18 protein-coding genes and 2 pseudogenes are annotated in these 16653 nt (G+C 69.6%); 14 read left to right on the plus strand and 6 right to left on the minus strand.

The window, feature by feature from the left end; all coding sequences use genetic code 11:
- The first annotated feature begins 10 nt into the window (after positions 1–10).
- Genes iolC through mmsA form a run of 5 tightly spaced genes read left to right on the plus strand, consistent with a single transcriptional unit; the run spans position 11 to position 6229 of the window.
- Positions 11–1006: a 5-dehydro-2-deoxygluconokinase gene (gene iolC, locus GA0115234_RS31900; protein ID WP_093548661.1), complete on the plus strand. Its 996-nt coding sequence runs from the start codon at positions 11–13 to the stop codon at positions 1004–1006.
- The gene (locus GA0115234_RS31905; protein ID WP_237541892.1) at positions 1003–1959 is read left to right on the plus strand and encodes a Cgl0159 family (beta/alpha)8-fold protein; all 957 of its coding nucleotides are present in this window, start codon (positions 1003–1005) and stop codon (positions 1957–1959) included. Before iolC ends, GA0115234_RS31905 begins: the two co-directional genes overlap by 4 nt.
- Positions 1956–2840 carry a 5-deoxy-glucuronate isomerase gene (gene iolB, locus GA0115234_RS31910; protein ID WP_093548663.1) on the plus strand — a complete coding sequence of 295 codons (885 nt, stop codon included), beginning with the start codon at positions 1956–1958 and terminating at the stop codon, positions 2838–2840. The genes GA0115234_RS31905 and iolB overlap by 4 nt, the downstream gene beginning before the upstream one ends.
- On the plus strand, positions 2837–4717 hold the full coding sequence (iolD, locus tag GA0115234_RS31915) for a 3D-(3,5/4)-trihydroxycyclohexane-1,2-dione acylhydrolase (decyclizing) (protein WP_093548665.1): 1881 nt from the start codon (positions 2837–2839) through the stop codon (positions 4715–4717). Before iolB ends, iolD begins: the two co-directional genes overlap by 4 nt.
- 12 nt (positions 4718–4729) lie before the next feature.
- Entirely contained in the window at positions 4730–6229 is a 1500-nt protein-coding gene (gene mmsA / locus GA0115234_RS31920) for a CoA-acylating methylmalonate-semialdehyde dehydrogenase (protein ID WP_093548667.1), read from the plus strand.
- 70 nt (positions 6230–6299) lie between these two features.
- Here the strand turns inward: mmsA and GA0115234_RS31925 are convergent, their stop codons facing one another.
- Together GA0115234_RS31925 and GA0115234_RS31930 are read right to left on the minus strand one after the other, a co-directional pair.
- Positions 6300–6722: a hypothetical protein gene (locus GA0115234_RS31925; protein ID WP_093548669.1), complete on the minus strand. Its 423-nt coding sequence runs from the start codon at positions 6720–6722 to the stop codon at positions 6300–6302.
- A 236-nt stretch (positions 6723–6958) separates the two neighbouring features.
- On the minus strand, positions 6959–7687 hold the full coding sequence (locus GA0115234_RS31930; protein WP_093548671.1) for a VC0807 family protein: 729 nt from the start codon (positions 7685–7687) through the stop codon (positions 6959–6961).
- Positions 7688–7935: 248 nt separating this feature from the next.
- Between GA0115234_RS31930 and GA0115234_RS31935 the strand changes: the two are divergent.
- Positions 7936–8091: pseudogene (locus tag GA0115234_RS31935) on the plus strand (DUF4291 family protein); the annotation flags it as partial.
- 26 nt (positions 8092–8117) lie between these two features.
- Here GA0115234_RS31935 and GA0115234_RS31940 read toward each other — a convergent pair.
- On the minus strand, positions 8118–9272 hold the full coding sequence (locus tag GA0115234_RS31940) for a methyltransferase domain-containing protein (protein ID WP_093548673.1): 1155 nt from the start codon (positions 9270–9272) through the stop codon (positions 8118–8120).
- Positions 9273–9285: 13 nt separating this feature from the next.
- A complete protein-coding gene (locus GA0115234_RS44505; RefSeq protein ID WP_343335962.1) occupies positions 9286–9828 on the minus strand; it encodes an SPASM domain-containing protein in 543 nt (180 codons plus the stop codon).
- Positions 9829–9858: 30 nt separating this feature from the next.
- Here GA0115234_RS44505 and GA0115234_RS31950 point away from each other — a divergent pair, with 30 nt between their 5' ends.
- Complete coding sequence (locus GA0115234_RS31950) at positions 9859–10236, plus strand: hypothetical protein (RefSeq protein WP_093548675.1); 378 nt, start codon at positions 9859–9861, stop codon at positions 10234–10236.
- Between the two features lie 65 nt (positions 10237–10301).
- Here the strand turns inward: GA0115234_RS31950 and GA0115234_RS31955 are convergent, their stop codons facing one another.
- On the minus strand, positions 10302–10811 hold the full coding sequence (locus tag GA0115234_RS31955; protein ID WP_093548677.1) for a TRADD-N-associated membrane domain-containing protein: 510 nt from the start codon (positions 10809–10811) through the stop codon (positions 10302–10304).
- 307 nt (positions 10812–11118) lie between these two features.
- Between GA0115234_RS31955 and GA0115234_RS31960 the strand changes: the two genes are divergently transcribed.
- The 3 genes from GA0115234_RS31960 (at position 11119) to GA0115234_RS31970 (ending at position 12566) form a co-directional block, all read left to right on the plus strand.
- Complete coding sequence (locus GA0115234_RS31960) at positions 11119–11385, plus strand: hypothetical protein (RefSeq protein WP_093548679.1); 267 nt, start codon at positions 11119–11121, stop codon at positions 11383–11385.
- Positions 11382–11684, plus strand: a complete 303-nt coding sequence (locus GA0115234_RS31965) for an HNH endonuclease (RefSeq protein ID WP_093548681.1) — start codon at positions 11382–11384, stop codon at positions 11682–11684. Before GA0115234_RS31960 ends, GA0115234_RS31965 begins: the two co-directional genes overlap by 4 nt.
- A 342-nt stretch (positions 11685–12026) precedes the next feature.
- The gene (locus tag GA0115234_RS31970) at positions 12027–12566 is read left to right on the plus strand and encodes a bifunctional DNA primase/polymerase (protein ID WP_343335963.1); all 540 of its coding nucleotides are present in this window, start codon (positions 12027–12029) and stop codon (positions 12564–12566) included.
- Here the strand turns inward: GA0115234_RS31970 and GA0115234_RS41975 are convergent.
- Positions 12563–13321, minus strand: coding sequence for a hypothetical protein (locus tag GA0115234_RS41975; protein WP_141718513.1), 759 nt, complete (start codon positions 13319–13321; stop codon positions 12563–12565). The two genes, GA0115234_RS31970 and GA0115234_RS41975, sit on opposite strands and share 4 nt — an antisense overlap.
- Positions 13322–13393: 72 nt before the next feature.
- On the opposite strand from GA0115234_RS41975, the gene GA0115234_RS31975 reads away from it, so the two are divergent.
- The 4 genes and pseudogenes from GA0115234_RS31975 to GA0115234_RS31990 form a co-directional block, all read left to right on the plus strand.
- Complete coding sequence (locus GA0115234_RS31975; RefSeq protein WP_256088874.1) at positions 13394–13885, plus strand: phage terminase small subunit; 492 nt, start codon at positions 13394–13396, stop codon at positions 13883–13885.
- A 74-nt stretch (positions 13886–13959) separates the two neighbouring features.
- Entirely contained in the window at positions 13960–15552 is a 1593-nt protein-coding gene (locus GA0115234_RS31980) for a terminase (RefSeq protein WP_237541893.1), read from the plus strand.
- A complete protein-coding gene (locus tag GA0115234_RS31985; RefSeq protein ID WP_141718514.1) occupies positions 15533–15715 on the plus strand; it encodes a hypothetical protein in 183 nt (60 codons plus the stop codon). Before GA0115234_RS31980 ends, GA0115234_RS31985 begins: the two co-directional genes overlap by 20 nt.
- Before the next feature lie 303 nt (positions 15716–16018).
- Positions 16019–16504 (plus strand): annotated as a pseudogene (locus tag GA0115234_RS31990) (DUF4291 family protein); the annotation flags it as partial.
- Positions 16505–16653: the final 149 nt, after the last annotated feature.

A 16653-nucleotide genomic window follows, 5' to 3' on the forward strand; every position in this document is an offset into this window, starting at 1 on the left:
AGGGATGGTTATGCCTGAGCGGTACGACGTCATCACCATGGGCCGCATCGGTGTGGATCTCTACCCCCTGCAGACCGGTCTGCCACTCGCCCGCGTCGACACCTTCGGGAAGTTCCTCGGCGGCTCGCCGTCCAACGTCGCCGTCGCGGCGGCCCGGCTCGGCCGGCGGACGGCGGTGGTGACGCGCACCGGCCGGGACGCCTTCGGGGAGTATCTCCACCACCAGCTGCGGGAGTTCGGGGTGGACGACCGGTGGGTGACGCCCGTCGACGCGTATCCGACACCGGTCACCTTCTGCGAGATCTTCCCGCCCGACGACTTCCCGCTCTACTTCTACCGGCAGCCCAAGGCCCCCGATCTGGAGATCCACGCCTCGGAACTGGACCTCGAAGCGGTCATGTCCGCCCGGGTCTTCTGGATGACGGGCACCGGGCTGTGCGCCGAACCGAGCCGTACCGCGACCCTCGCCGCACTCCGCGCCCGCGACCGCTCCGGCATCACCGTCTTCGACCTCGACTGGCGCCCGATGTTCTGGGACACCCGGAACGACGCGCCGACCGAAGCCCCCGCCGCCCGCTACCGCGAGGCCCTCGCCCTCGCCACCGTCGCCGTCGGCAACCTCGACGAGTGCGAGATCGCGACCGGTGAGCGCGCACCGCACGCGGCCGCCCGCGCCCTGATCCGCGCGGGCGTCGAACTCGCCGTCGTGAAACAGGGCCCCGAGGGCGTACTCGCCGTCCACCGCGACGGCACGGTGGCCGAGGTGCCGCCGCTGCCCGTCGACGTCGTCAACGGCCTCGGCGCCGGGGACGCCTTCGGCGGGGCGCTCTGCCACGGGCTCCTCGCGGGCTGGGGGATCACGCGCGTCATGCGGTACGCCAACGCCGCCGGGGCCATCGTCGCCTCCCGGCTCGCCTGCTCGTCCGCCATGCCGTTCCCGTACGAAGTCGAAGCGGCCCTGACCGAAGGCGCCGTCACCTCCCGCCCCACCGGAGCCACCCCATGACGCCCCCGGCCTCCTCCGTCTCCGAACTCGTCCAGGTGCGCATGCGCCACCCCGAGGCCGTCGCCGAAGCCGCCGCGCGCCGCCGCAGACGCCCCCTCGTCGGCAGCGGCGGACGGCTGATGATCATCGCGGCCGACCATCCGGCCCGCGGCTCCCTCGCCGTGGGCGACCGCGCACTGGCCATGGCCAACCGCTTCGATCTGCTCGAACGGCTCCGGCTCGCCCTCTCCCGCCCCGGCGTCGACGGAGTGCTCGCCACCGCCGACATCCTCGACGACCTGCTGCTCCTCGGCGCGCTGGAGGACAAGGTCGTCATCGGCTCGATGAACCGGGGCGGACTCGCCGGCGCCGCCTTCGAGCTCGACGACCGGTTCACCGGCCACCGCCCCGAGGACCTCGCCCGCCTCCGCTTCGACGCGGGCAAGCTGCTGCTCCGCATCGACTACGACGACCCCGGCTCGCTCGACACCCTGCACGCCACCGCCCGCGCCGTCGACGCCATGGCCGCGCACCGGCTGCCGGTCTTCGTCGAGCCGTTCCTCTGCCGCCGCACCGACGGGCAGGTCCGCAACGACCTCGGCGCGGAGGCGGTCACCACCTCGATCGCCATCGCCTCCGGGCTGGCCGGGACGTCCGCGTACACCTGGCTCAAGGTCCCGGTCACCGAGGACCCCGAGGACATGGCCCGGGTGATGGAGACCTCGACGCTGCCCGCGGTGCTGGGCGGGGAGGTGGGCGACGACCTGGACGGGGCGTTCGAGAAGTGGCGCACGGCGCTGCGGCTGCCGACCGTCCAGGGCCTGGTGGTGGGGCGTTCGCTGCTCTATCCGGCCGACGGGGAGGTGGCCGCGGCCGTCGACACGGCGGTCTCGCTGCTGGAGCCGAGGGACATGGAACCGGCACGGACACAACCGGCGCAGACGGAACCGGGAGAAGAGGAGCCGAGAACATGACGACGGACGACCACGAACCGCGCCGCCACCTGGAGGCCGGGAGCACGGCGAGCGGCCCCTACAACCTCGACATCGATCCGGAACGGGCCGGCTGGGACCGGTCGAGCCTGCGGGTCCTGGAGCTCGGACCCGGCGGAGTTCACACACTCGTCACCGGGGAGAGCGAGTGGATCGTGTTGCCGTTGACCGGTGGCTGTACGGTGCACTCCTCAGGTGAGATCTTTGAACTGCTGGGCCGGGAAAGCGTGTTCAGCGGGGTATCCGACTTCGCGTACGTCCCGCGTGACGCCCATGCGCAGATCGCCTCCGGCGCAGGAGGCCGCTTCGCCCTGGCAGGAGCGAAGTGCGAGCGACGACTCCCCGCTCGCTACGGCCCCGCGCCGGAGGTACCCGTCGAGCTGCGCGGCTCCGGGAACTGCTCCCGCCAGGTCAACAACTTCGCCGCCGCCGACACCTTCGCGTGCGACCGGCTGATCGCCGTCGAGGTCCTCACCCCGGGCGGCAACTGGTCGTCGTACCCACCGCACAAGCACGACGAGCACCGCCCCGGCGCCGAGTCCGTGCTGGAGGAGATCTACTACTTCGAGGTGGAGCGCGACGGCCTCGGCTACCACCGGGTGTCCCCGTCCCGCGCCGGCGGCACGGACGTCCTCGCCGAGGTCCGCAGCGGCGACGCGGTCCTGATCCCCGACGGCTGGCACGGCCCCTCCATCGCCTCCCCGGGCCGCACCCTCTACTACCTCAACGTGATGGCGGGCCCGGGGGAACAGCGGGAGTGGCTGATCAGCGACCACCCGGACCACGGCTGGATCCGCGACACCTGGCCCTCGCAGCCGGTGGATCCCAGACTCCCCTTCTACGGGACGGAGGCACGCCCATGAGTACCCGTCGGCTCACCACGGCGCAGGCCCTGGTGACCTTCCTGTCCCGCCAGTACACCGAGCGCGACGGCCGCCGACAGCGCCTGATCAGCGCCACCTGGGGCATCTTCGGCCATGGCAACGTCGCCGGGGTCGGCCAGGCGCTCGTCGAGTCCGGCCGCGCCATGCCCTACCTCCAGGGCCGCAACGAACAGGCCATGGTGCACGCCGCCGTCGGTTACGCCCGCCAGTCGGGGCGGCTCTCCGCGCAGGCCGTCACCACCTCCATCGGCCCCGGCGCCACCAACCTCGTCACCGGCGCCGCCCTCGCCACCGTCAACCACCTCCCCGTCCTCCTGCTCCCCGGGGACACCTTCGCGACCCGGCCCGCCGACCCCGTGCTCCAGCAGCTGGAGGTCCCGGCCGCGGGCGACGTCTCCGTCAACGACTGCCTGCGCCCTGTCTCCCGCTACTTCGACCGGATCACCCGCCCCGAGGCCCTGGTCCCGGCCGCCCTCCAGGCCGTGCGGACCCTGACCGACCCGGCGGAGACCGGCGCGGTGACGCTGGCGCTGCCGCAGGACGTGCAGGCCGAGGCGTACGACTGGCCGGAGGAGTTCTTCGCCGAGCGCGTCTGGTACGTACGCCGCCCCGCCCCCGATCCGGACGAACTCGACCGGGCCGTACGGGCGGTGCGCACCGCCCGCCGGCCGCTGATCGTGGCGGGCGGCGGGGTCCACCACAGCGCGGCCGAGGAGACCCTGGCCGCCTTCGCCGCCGCCACCCGCATCCCCGTCGCCGCCACCCAGGCGGGCAAGGGCTCGCTGCGCCACGACCACCCCGCCGACGTGGGCTCCATCGGCCACACCGGCACCGCGACCGCCGACGACCTGGCCCGCACCGCCGACCTGGTCATCGGCATCGGCACCCGCTACTCCGACTTCACCACCGCCTCCGGCACGCTCTTCGCGGACCCGGCGGTCCGCTTCCTCAACATCAACCTCACCGGCTTCGACGCCCACAAGCTCGGCGCCCTCCCGCTCGTCGCCGACGCCCGCACCGCCCTCGAAGCGCTCACCACCGCGCTCGCCGCCCGCAACCACCGCGTCGACCCCGCCTACGAGACGGAGTACACCGACGCCAAGGAGCGGTGGGAGCAGCGCGTCACCGCCGCGTTCACGGCCGACGACCCGCACGCCCGCCCCACCCAGGCCCAGGTCCTCGGCCTGCTCGACGCCCTCGTCACCGAGGACGACATCCTGATCAACGCGGCCGGTTCGCTCCCCGGCGACCTGCACAAGCTCTGGCGGGCCCGCTCCCCGCACCAGTACCACGTGGAGTACGGCTACTCCTGCATGGGCTACGAGATCCCGGCCGCGATCGGGGTCCAGCTGGCCGCCCCCGGCCGCCCCGTCTGGGCGCTGGTCGGCGACGGCACGTATCTGATGAATCCCACCGAGATCGTCACCGCCGTGCAGCAGCGGCTCCCCGTGAAGCTGGTCATCCTCCAGAACCACGGCTACGCGTCCATCGGCGGCCTCTCCGAGCAGGTCGGCGCCGAGCGCCTCGGCACCGCCTACCGGCACCGCGCCGCGGACGGCACGTTCACCGGCCCGCCGCTCCCCGTCGATCTCGCGGCCAACGCGGGCTCGCTCGGGATGCGGGTGCTGCGGGCCAAGACCGTGCGTGACCTGCGCGAAGCCCTCGCCGAGGCGCGGGCCGCGGACCGTCCCACTTGTGTCTACGTCGAGACCGAAACGGCAGACACAGTGTCGGGCCCCCCTCCGGCACAGGCGTGGTGGGATGTTCCCGTAGCCGAAACGGCCACCCGGCCGTCGGCCGTGAAAGCCCGGGAAGAGTACGACCGTCACGTCGCCGACCGACGCCACCACCTCTGAAGGAGTTCCGTCATGAAGACCGTCAACCACTGGATCGGTGGCAAGACCGTCGAGGGCGCGTCGGGCAACTACGGCCCGGTCACCGACCCGGCCACCGGCGCCGTCACCACCCAGGTCGCGCTCGCCTCCCTCGAAGAGGTCGACGCCGCGGTCGCCGCCGCCAAGGACGCCTACGCGACCTGGGGCACCTCCTCGCTGGCCGCCCGCACCGCGGTGCTCTTCCGCTACCGGGCGCTGCTCGACGCCCGCCGTGACGACATCGCCGCGCTGATCACCGCCGAGCACGGCAAGGTGCACTCGGACGCGCTGGGCGAGGTCGCCCGCGGTCTGGAGATCGTCGAGCTGGCCTGCGGCATCACCACCCAGCTCAAGGGCGAGCTGTCCACCCAGGTCTCCAGCCGGGTCGACGTCGCCTCGATCCGCCAGTCGCTCGGCGTCGTCGCGGGCATCACCCCGTTCAACTTCCCGGCCATGGTGCCGATGTGGATGTTCCCGCTCGCCATCGCCTGCGGGAACACCTTCGTCCTCAAGCCCAGCGAGAAGGACCCCTCGGCCGCCATCCTGCTGGCCGAGCTGGCCGCCGAGGCCGGTCTGCCGGACGGTGTGCTCAACGTCCTGCACGGTGACAAGGTCGCCGTCGACGGGCTGCTGAACCACCCGGACGTCGCCGCGGTCTCCTTCGTGGGCTCCACCCCGATCGCCCGCTACATCCACGCCACCGCCTCCGCCAACGGCAAGCGCGTCCAGGCGCTCGGCGGCGCGAAGAACCACATGCTGGTGCTGCCGGACGCGGACCTCGACGCCGCGGCCGACGCCGCCGTCTCCGCCGCGTACGGCTCCGCGGGTGAGCGCTGCATGGCGATCTCCGCGGTCGTCGCGGTCGGCTCCATCGCCGACGAGCTGGTCGCGAAGATCAAGGAGCGCGCCGAGAAGATCAAGATCGGCCCCGGCAACGACCCGGCCTCCGAGATGGGCCCGCTGATCACCGCCGCCCACCGCGACAAGGTCGCCTCCTACGTCACGGGCGCCGCGGCCCAGGGCGCCGATGTCGTCCTGGACGGCACCGGCTTCACCGTCGAGGGCTTCGAGGACGGCCACTGGATCGGCCTCTCCCTCCTCGACAACGTCTCCACCGACTCGGACGCGTACAAGGACGAGATCTTCGGCCCGGTCCTGTGCGTCCTGCGCACCGAGACCTACGAGGAGGGCGTCGCCCTCATGAACGCTTCGCCGTTCGGCAACGGCACCGCGATCTTCACCCGCGACGGCGGCGCCGCCCGCCGCTTCCAGCTGGAGATCGAGGCCGGCATGGTCGGCGTCAACGTGCCGATCCCGGTGCCGGTGGGCTACCACTCCTTCGGTGGCTGGAAGGACTCGCTCTTCGGCGACCACCACATCTACGGCAACGACGGCGTGCACTTCTACACCCGTGGCAAGGTCGTCACCACCCGCTGGCCGGACCCGGCCGACGCCCCGGCCGGTGTGGACCTGGGCTTCCCCCGCAACCACTGACCGACACGGCCCGCCCCGACGGCCCGTACGGACGCAGCGCGCGTCCGTACGGGCCGTTTCCCATACCCCCTCACAACCGCCGCAGGCCCGCGTACTGGAGCGCGCCCATCGCCGCCACCACCAGGCCCTGGAACACGATCCAGCCGTTGCCGACGCCCGTGGCGGTCAGCGCGTCCACGACGACGGCCACCACGCTCGCCACGGCCCACGCCGTGTTCAGGGCGATGATCACGGCGACCGCGCCGCGGCCGATGTTCTCCTGCCGGGCGACGGTCAGCACCCACAGGGCATACACCGTGAGGAACACCCCCACCGGGTACTGCACCGAACGGGGCACACCGAGGAACGAGTCCAGGAGCGTGGCGAGCACCAGATAGCCGATGCCGTTCGCCCCGGTGAGGACCACGTCCGCGACGAGGGCCGTCCGGAGCAGCCGGTCGGGACGGGCCGTGCCCGCCGACCGGACCGCACTCGCGTTCTGGGACGACATCATGGGGGTCTTCCTTCCGTTGACGCGCGATCGCGCGGGGCAGGCAACGCATGCCGGTACGGCAACTGACGCATGCCGGTACGGGAACGGTAGGGACGGTCCCGGGGCCGGCTCAATTACCTCCGGGGTAATCGCGGGTGCTATCTCCCGGGCAATCACCGGCGCACGGAAAGGGGCCGGAGGGGAGCCATGAGCAGCTCCTCCTCCGGCCCCGTCCCCCGTCCCCCGGACCAGGTCGGTCAGCGCGCGGTGTCCCCCGCCTTCCCGGCCCCGACCTCCTCGGCGATCATCCGCTCCATCGGGACCGCGCCCACCCGGCCCGAGACCAGGAAGGCGAGCACCAGCGTCGCCACCATGATCACCGTGCCGAGCCACACCATCGTCTCCACCGGCACCGTGTACGCGCCCACGGCCCGCACCACGCACTCGCCCAGCAGCGCCGCACCCCATACCGCCGAGAACCGGATCTCCGCCCGCCGGAACGCCGCCGACCCGGCCGAGAGCCGCTGCCAGGCGGTGTCCTTGGCCGCGTCGCCCTTGACCAGCATCGGCCGCACCCCCGCGCTCATCATCGGCTGCCCCTTCAGCGCGGTCACCAGGACGACGAGCCCGATGACGCTGCTCACCCCGCTGTCCTTGGCGAGCATCAGCCGGGGGTCCCCGACGACCAGGCTCGTCACCAGGCTGACCACGTTGACCGTCACCATCAGCGCCGCCAGCCCGTTGAGCTGCCGCTTGCGCACCACGCCCCACACGGTGCGCACGGCCGGCAGCACACTGCTCCAGGCCAGCGCGGCGAAGGTGCTCAGACCCGCCGCCTTCAGCGCGTAGTACGAGACGAGCGGCACGCCCACGTCCACGAGGAGCGGCATCAGGCTGTCCAGCAGCGCCTCGCGCGGCGCGAACGGGGCGGTGGCGGCCGGAGCATCTGCGACAGGGGCGGTGACGGTGGCTGCCGGGCTGCTCATGACGGGGTCCTCTCCCGTGTCGGCGGTGCCTTCGCGGCCCCGCTCTCGATACGTACAGACTGGCCTCCGGGGCCCGGTGCCCGGCAGAGCCGCATGTACCGAGCTCCGTATGACGAATGTCAGCACCCGTCGATGACACCTCCGCCCGCCACCCGTCGGAACCCTGAACTCCGGTGGGCCCGTTCGCCGTTAACCGTTCGCTGTTAAACCGTTCGCCGCGCCGCGCGGACCGGTGTTCTGATGGGGCCATGACCGCCCCGACCAGGCCCCAGTACGGGATCCGCGCCCAGCACACCGACACCACCGTCACCGTGTACCAGGCGTACACCCCCGCCATCGGCCTGCCCGCCGCCCGTGACGGGCGCTTCCCCGACGTCTGGAAGCGCGACCGTATGACCTGGCTGATCAGCGCCAAACGAGCAGCCCGGAGCTACCCGTCATCCCCAAGGGACGCGCTCCATCCACCACGGGAGAGGCGGCACACCCCATCCGGCGTGATGCGAACCTGTGCGCCGAGCAGAGGCAGCGAGCCCTCCACGTTGAGGCGGTTGCGGATGCGTTCCAGGGCGGTCCACAGCTTCTGGGGCCCGCTCTGGTGCACTTCCGGCGGGTCGGTCCACTCTGCGGATGCTCGCGCCCATGACCCGTCCGGGTGGACAAGGCAGGCAGTCCGGGTCTGGTCGTCGCGTTCTTCGTAGGCGACCTCCACACCGGGCACGGTGATTTCCAGCATGGAGCGCAGCTCCCACGCATTCGCCACGTCGACCACGGGATAGCGGCCCGTACTGACCTTTTCTCCCTCTGCGCTCCGCGCGGCGGTGAGCAGGGCGGTGTGCTCCGGCGGGTAGTCGTCCCCGGAGCGGGTGACCATGAAACCGGCCATGTCGCTCTCCACTCGCCCGACCACGTCACCGTTGGCCTGCTTCCATCCGGTGACGATCAGGCATGTTCGCCCGAGTGTCGTGGCGATGCGGCCACCAGGTGCCAGCGCAGCCAGCACCGGCCGCAGTCCCGGACCGGCGGGAAGGCCGACCGTCGAGACAATCCGCTCGTACGTACCGGGTACATGCTCCGTCGCGTCGGCCGTGATGAAGTGGGGGAAGATCCCGAGCCGGGCCAGTCGGTCACCGGCCGCACGGGTCAGGTGGGGGTCCACATCCAGGCTGGTCACGTGCTGGTCCCCGATGCGACGGGCCGCATAGGCGGTGAGCCCGCCGCTCCCGGTCCCCAGGTCCAGGACCGAAAGCCCGTCTCCCAGCCGCCCATGGCGGAGCATGCGCACCACGAGACTCGGCATCGTGGCCGACGACGTGGGCCGACCGTGCGCCCGGTCCCCGATCCGGGCATGGTCGGCGTGCAAGGCGCCGACCCTGGTGATCAGCGACCGGTCCGAGTAGGCCGCTCGCATCCACGCCACCGGATCGCTGGAACCGTCGTGCAGCGCCCAGCCCGAGCCGTCCGCGTCCCTATCCCACCATCGTGGGACCAGTTCGTGACGGGGTACGTGGGTCACCGTCGACAACCACCGGGAATCGGGTTCCGTCACCTGATCTGCGAGCCGTTCCGCAGGTCCGTGCCAATCCATGCTGCCCAACCTCTCAGTACTTGGGTCCGCAGGCGGTAGTGCTCGCCGGATTGCAGTCGCTGCTGTCGTCCGGCGGACAGCCATTCCGGACGGGCAGCGGAATCCGCGCCGCAAGGTCCGCCCAAGCCTCTCCACCGAGCAGTTCTCCTAACCGGGTCTCGCGTACGTTCCCCACAGGGAAGTCCCGCGCCAGTACACACCCCGCGAGATCTCCGTTCGGAAGGACGGCGGCGCGCCCACGCGTGCACCTCCCGCACATCTCGTCCAGCGTCGGAGACTGCCCCGGCAGCCTGGCCCGCCCGACCGCCCGCGCCCGGTCCATCGTGATCCGGGTAACGCCCATGGATTGCAGTTCGGCACGGGCTTCGTCGACACGTTGCCCCGGCAGGACTTCCACGACTCCGGCCCGGATCGGCACGCCCGCTTGACGCCACACGATCACGTGTCGCAAGATTGGCCGCAGTTCCGCATGCCCGGAAACAAAAACCACCCGACAGCCCCCGCCCACACCGCGGGGGCTGTTCGCTTCCCACACGGCCACCACACACGCCACCATGGAGCCTCACCCGGAACCTTGGGGGGTTCGATGTTTGGCAGCAAGAAGACCGAAGAAGAGAAAGCCGCCGCCAAGCACCTCGGGCGTGTACGCGTCGCCGCGGCCGCAGCCGGCGTAACCGTGATCGGTAGCAAGTTCCATCAGGCCGGACAGCAATCGATCCCCGTCGAGGGATCACGCGTCACGATCGAGCTCGGCGAGGTCGCCCGCAAACGCATCACCGCGACCCGGGTCGCCCTTACCGGGATCTTCGCGCTGTGGCTCAAGAAGGACGAGAGCAAGCTGTACATCACGGTCGAGCACCCTGACGGCGTGATCCTGTACCCCGTCGCTGCGAAGAAGGAAGCGCAGGCCCGAGTGTTCGCCACACTCGTCAACGGCGAGGCGACCGGCATCACCGCCGAGTAACGCCGCACAACGGCCCCCGACTCGCTCAGCCGAGGGCCGTTTCCGTGCTCCCTACGCTCAACGAGCTACTGCTCGTGATTCGACGATTCCTTGTGGTCCCGGGGCCCTGGCAGTACCTGAGCATTGCGAATAGCCGGCATCTCCGAGCCCGCGAACCTCATGATCAGACCAGCCTGCAACCGCGCCTTGATCTCAGGATCCTCAACCTCGGCAAGAAGCAAGATCGCTTGCTCTGCAGACCGCTCGGCGCGCATGTCATCCCGCAACGCATCCGTCTCCGACGCCATGTGCTTCAAAGCCTTATCCGACTCACGATGAAACAGACGCCCGATCACCGTCGTCACGATCCCTGCAGTCGTCGTCACCATGGATGCGTACAGATCACCGCTCGTCTCGGCTCGCCAAATCGCTAGCCCGACCCCAGTCAGCAGCACACCACCGCCGAGCACCGAGAAGACCTGACTTGTAAGGAAGCTGCGTTGCGACTGCGTTAGGCCGTATGCGTAACGCTGCACGAGCAGCTCGGCAAAACGATCATCGTCAACTCGCTGTTGAGCCGCCAACGGCTGATACATCGCAGGACCAGGGGGAGGGGGCGGCTGAGGACCGGGCTGCGACTCGACATCCAGCTGACTGTCAAGGCGAAATAGGTCCGAGCGGAGGAGGGAACCACGGAGATCCGTTGCCACCTTCTGCCTGTCGCGCTCCAAACCCCTTCGGTTTGCCCACAAGGCCGCGAACGTCGTAAGTACCCCAGCGACCGCACCCGTGATCCCGAACCAATCTGCGTGCACCTGTCCCACCCCATAAGTTCGCGAGGGTGGCACAGTACCGCCCCACCCCTGTGCACCCCCCCACCCGGCCGAGAGGGGTACCCCCGCCATGCGCGTACGCGTCACGGACGGGACACGCGAGGTCGAGATCAGGACCGACCCCGACGAGCAGCATCCAACGCTCGACCAAGTCGAAGCCACAGCCGTACGACTGCTCAACGCACTCGACCAACAGCCAGCCGACGAACCGAACCGCACACCGATCGGGTTCGCCGCGCAGTACGACCTCGACCGCGTCTCACTCGACTCGACAACCGAACGAGGCGACCAGACCGAGCCCGAGCACTACGACGAACCCGAGGACAACACACCATGAGCGGGCAGTGGGCAGACAGCACACGGCGCGACGAACTGCCGGCCGACTGGTACACCGTCATCCGCCTATACGTCCTGCACCGTGACGAACACCGATGCAGGTGGCGCGAGGGACACATCGTGTGCGGTCACCATGCCAACCAGGTCGACCACATCGTGCCCGGCAACGACCACCGGTACGAGAACCTGCAGGCTCTGTGCGAACACCACCATGCCGTCAAGAGCAGCCGCGAGGGCAACGCCGCCCGATGGCGAGAACGAGCTCGTCGACCGCCCGAGCGACATCCCGGTCTGATCTGAAACCGAACAGCCCGACCCGAAGATCTGAACCCCGCCCCCCTGGGGGGTGACTCCCCCTCCCCGCCCCTCACGGCGCTCGGGAGGTGCTGCGGCTCGGATTCTGTACGGGTCTGGCGAAAACGGCCACGTGTGGGGCGTGAGCGGCTCGCTGACGGGCGAGCAGCGGGGCGGCAGGGTGATTGGATGGCGCGCGGTCGAGGGCCCGCAGATCGCCTCCCACCCTGCCGCCCCCACTGAGTGAACAGTAAATACACAGGTCAGGGCCTTAAAAGCGTGACACTCGGGTACACTGGACGCATGATGAACCGGACGTGCGAGCAGTGCGGCGGCCCCATGCCGATCATGGCTCGGGCCCACGCAGTGACGTGCTCGCCACGGTGCCGCAAGGCTCGGTCACGCAAGCACCGCACCGTTCCGGCCGAGCTCACGCAGCGCCCGCGGTGGGTACGCCGCACCTCACGGAAAGTGCCGATCACCATTGGCGGCGCGGTCTCGTCCAGTACCGATCCGACGACGTGGTCGACGTACCGGGCCGCAGCCGACTCGGCGGCCGGCGTCGGGCTCGGGTTCGTCCTCAACGGCGACGGCATCGTGTGCCTCGACCTCGACCACGCCCTCGACGACCAGGGCGCTCCACTGCTGTGGGCTCAGCGCATCCTCAACGCCGCCGCCGGTACGTGGGTTGAGCGGTCGGTGTCCGGTGAGGGGCTGCACGTGTGGGGCACGGGCAAGTTGCCGCGCGGGCGCCGCATCACGGTTGACGGCGGCGGCTCGGTCGAGGTGTACGGCGACGGCCGGTACATCGCAGTCACCGGGCGGACGTTCGGCAGCGCGCCTTGCAAGCTAGGTGACCTGCAAGATGTTGTTGACTCGTTCAGCTAACGCGGCTCCGGGCTCTTTGATGAGCTTGGCGAGGGGCCTGCCTGTCCGGCCGACTCTCGTTCAGCGTCCCGCTTGCCCTTCTCGTACCACTTCTGCCGATCCTCTTGGATGGTCTGCCTCAGATCCTCTTTTGATGTTTCTTCGCTGACAGTGAAAGCCTGGATTGCCGGGATCAACGTAACGACCGATACCACGAGCGTAGCTATTGCCGCCCCCAAGCCGATGTAGCCTGCCCGCTTGGCTCGCACGTCCTCTTTGAATCGCGCACTCACGGAGTGCCGCAGTGAGAGTCGGGGATCGCCACCGTCAAGAAGGAGCTTGTATGTGATCTCCTGCCCCTTGTGGATGACATACGGGTCGATCTGTAACGCATTGCCGTGGATGGTGGCGGGTGGTACACGTCGGCTGTCGGTACTTGCCGAGGTCAGAACAGACACGACGCGGGCATTCATCCTGAACTCGGTCGATTCGCCATTGAAGTTGGCAGCCTCGATTTCCCTATTGCCCAGGTTCGTCAACTTGAGGGTGGCTGTTTGTGGCTGTGCGATGCGCTCGGAACTGAGGCTCACCGTTAGTCCGCTGTGCGAAGAGGACAGGAGAGGGGTGAACTCGATCGAGTACGCCATTTTGCGATGCGGGACGGCTGCACGCCAAGCCCAGTATCCGACGAGCAACGTCGCCAGGATGGCTAACGGCGCCATGACCGCGCTTAGGACTTCTGCCCAGTTGGGGCCTGCGAGGGTAACAGATGGCATGCGGCGGTTATAGCAGACACCCGACTGGCGTTGGGAGTTGAAGCAACCTGACAGGGAGGAACCATGGCAGGTATGGGCCCTGCGCCGAAGGATCCGAGCCGTCGGGCCCGGCGCAACAAGGACACCATCCCGCAGACGGTCTTGCGGTGGGAGCAGGCCGAGGCGCCCGAGCTTCCCGATTTCCGCGTCGAACGTGACGGACAGCTCGTTGAGTTCGTGTGGCCGGAGCGCACCCGCGAATGGTGGCAGACGTGGATCGACAGCCCGCAGGCCGAGCACTTCGGTACGTCCGACTGGCAGTACCTCCTCGACACCGCCCTGATTCACGCCCGGCTGTGGCGCGGCGATCTATCGGCCGCGGGCGAACTGCGGCTGAGAGTTGCGGCGTTCGGGGCGACCCCGGCGGACCGGGCCCGGCTGCGCATGGTGTTCGCCGAGGCGGACGGCGCCGACCAAGGGCGCGGTAGTTCGGGTGGCCCGTCCGCGCGCGAGCGGTACGGGGCGGCGAAGCTGCGTTCGCTTCCGGGCGGGAAGTCCGGGAAGTCCTCGACTGGCGACGAGTAGGGGGCGGTATGCCGTGGCGTGGCCCTGAGTTCGAGGGCGAGCGCCCCACGCTGGGTTGGTACGTCCTCGATTGGATGATCGAGAATCTCGCGCAGCCTGGACGTGACGACGGCGAGCCGTTCGTGCCGACGCAGGAACAGGCAGAGTTCCTGTGCGGGTACTACGAGCTGCACCCGGTGACCGGGAAGCGGATCATTCACCGGGCGCTGCTCAGCCGGCCGCGAGGGTGGGGGAAGAGTCCGTTCGTCGGCGCGATCGCACTCGCCGAGGCGTGCGCCGACGTCGTGCCGGACGGATGGGACGCGTACGGCGAGCCGATCGGCCGGCCGTGGCACTCGATCCGTACGCCGCTCGTGCGCATCGCCGCGGTGACCGAGCAGCAGACCGACAACACATGGGTGCCGCTGCTGGAGATGGCGCGGGGCGGGTCACTGTCGACCGACTACGGGCTCGACGTCCTCGACACCGTGATCTACCTGCCACGCGGCGAGATCTCCCCAATCACGTCGTCGGCAACGAGCGTCAAGGGTGACCCCGCACGCTTCGCGTCGCTCGATCAGACGGAGGAGTGGAAGGAGTCGAACGGCGGGCTGAAGCTCGCGAAGACTCTGCGGTTCAACGCGACCAAGCTCGGCGGCAGCATCATCGAGACGCCGAACGCGTACACGCCGGGCGAGGGCAGCGTCGCGGAGAACTCGGCGGCGGACTATCAGGCGATTCTCGACGGCCGGTCGCGGGCGCGCGGCATCCTGGTCGACCACCGGGAGGCGCCGCCCGAGACGGACATGACCGACGAGCAGTCGCTCGTCGCCGGGCTGCGGTACGCGTACGGCGACAGCAGCGACCACCCCGACGGGTGCGTGCTGCACGACCCGCCGTGCCCGCCCGGGTGGTCCCCGATCGAAGGGATCACCGGCGCGTTCTGGGACACGTCGAACGAGCCGCAGGATCTGCGCGCCGACTTCCTGAACCAGATCACCCACGCCGCCGACGCGTGGCTGTCGCAGCCGGAGGTGCGCGCGGCGACGGACCTCGACCGGGCGGCCGAGGTAGGCGACCGGATCGTGCTCGGGTTCGACGGCTCGCGGAAGCGCTCGCGCGGGGTGACCGACGCGACGGCGCTGATCGGCTGCCGGCTCAGCGACGGGCACCTGTTCACGCTCGGCGTGTGGGAGCAGCCGAAAGGGTGGAAGCCGCCCCCGGGCGAGCCCGGCGAGGGTTGGCAGGTGCCGGTCGTCGAGGTGCTCGCGAAGGTGCACGAGACGTTCGACCGGTACGACGTGATCGGGTTCTACGCCGACCCGGCGAAATGGGAATCGCACGTTGCGGACTGGGAGGCGGCGTACGGGCCGCGGCTCAAGGTGCAGTCGACCCGGAATCACCCGGTCGAATGCCGGGCCGCAGTCCATGCCAGGCGTGGCCAAGAAAGGCAACACTATGCGCACCCGAATCCTCGCCCTCGTCGCCGCCGCAGTGGCGTCGGTGCCGGTTCTGACCGTGACCGCTTCGGCGGCCCCGGCAGACCTGAACGCGCCTTACGCCCGTGCCGCTGCCAAGGTGGGCGCGGACGGAACGCTCCTGGCGACCAAGCACGTCTCGTCGGCGGAGCGGCTGAACGGTCGTCCTGCGGGCTACTACTGCGTGGCGGTGTCCGACCCCACCATTGACCTGCGCAACGCGGCAGTGGTCGCCACGGTGAACAACAACCGGTCAATGATCACCGCCATTCCGAACAGCAACTGCAACGGTAAGACCCGCACCATCACGGTCGTGACGAGCAACTACAACAACGACGCGGCTGACGTCCCATTCACCGTCGCCGTCCTGTAGCAGGTAATCCGAGAGAGGTATCCGGCCAGGTGCGCCAGCTCACTGGCACGGCATGACCGATGGTGACGAGCGCCCCCCGGCACACCCTGACCTCGCTATCTGACACACACTAGGTCAGGGGCCGAGACTGCCGAGACCTATTGAGGGACCGGGCAGGCAGGCACGCCTCGAAACGCAGTCTCCGATCAGCGGGAAGGTGCCCGTCGGCCAAAAGCAGGCAGGCGGGCACTCACCGCCGCTGGAGCGGAACCGGCTCGTCAGCGAGTGGCACCGCTGGGCATTTTTAAAGGCTATGAACGCGGCTTGACATGGATCAAGCCGAGCTTCCTGTGGATGATGTACCGCTGCGGCTGGGCGACGAAGGAGGGCCAGGAAAGTTCCGGCCGTCGGGATCACTCGCGAGGGCTTCGACTGGGCCCTGGACCACGCCGAACTCTCCCACCACGTCAGGGGAGTCCACCCGGACCGCACTACCTGTAAACACCGCCTCCGCGACGCCCCGGCCCGCGTCCAGCGGGGCCCGAACGTGACCTCCGCCTGGATCGGCTTCCGTACCGCTCCCTCCAACTCGGGCACTCCGGCGAGGCGTCGCGACGGTACGCGGACGAGTGGATGGTCTCCATCCGCCACGTCACCCCGCTCGCCCGACAGGTCCACGCACTGGTGACGGCCGGAAGCCTCGACGCCGCGACGAAGCTGCTGCCTCAGGAGACCCCGTACCCACCGGCCGACGCCCCGATGACGTCGGGAGCGCTTGAGAGGCAGTCCACTGCGGCGACTTCAGCCTGATGATGCTCCCGCACGGTACGGGCATAGCCAACGGCCTCGCCCGCCGAGCTGCCGCCCCTCACCCACTTCGTACCGAGCGAGGCGCTGTGCCCGGCGACCTGTACTCGGATGGGCGACAGGTCCCTTCTCGGGTTGAAGTCGATGCCCTC

Source organism: Streptomyces sp. DvalAA-43, from assembly GCF_900091725.1.
GTDB classification, from domain to species: domain Bacteria; phylum Actinomycetota; class Actinomycetes; order Streptomycetales; family Streptomycetaceae; genus Streptomyces; species Streptomyces pulveraceus.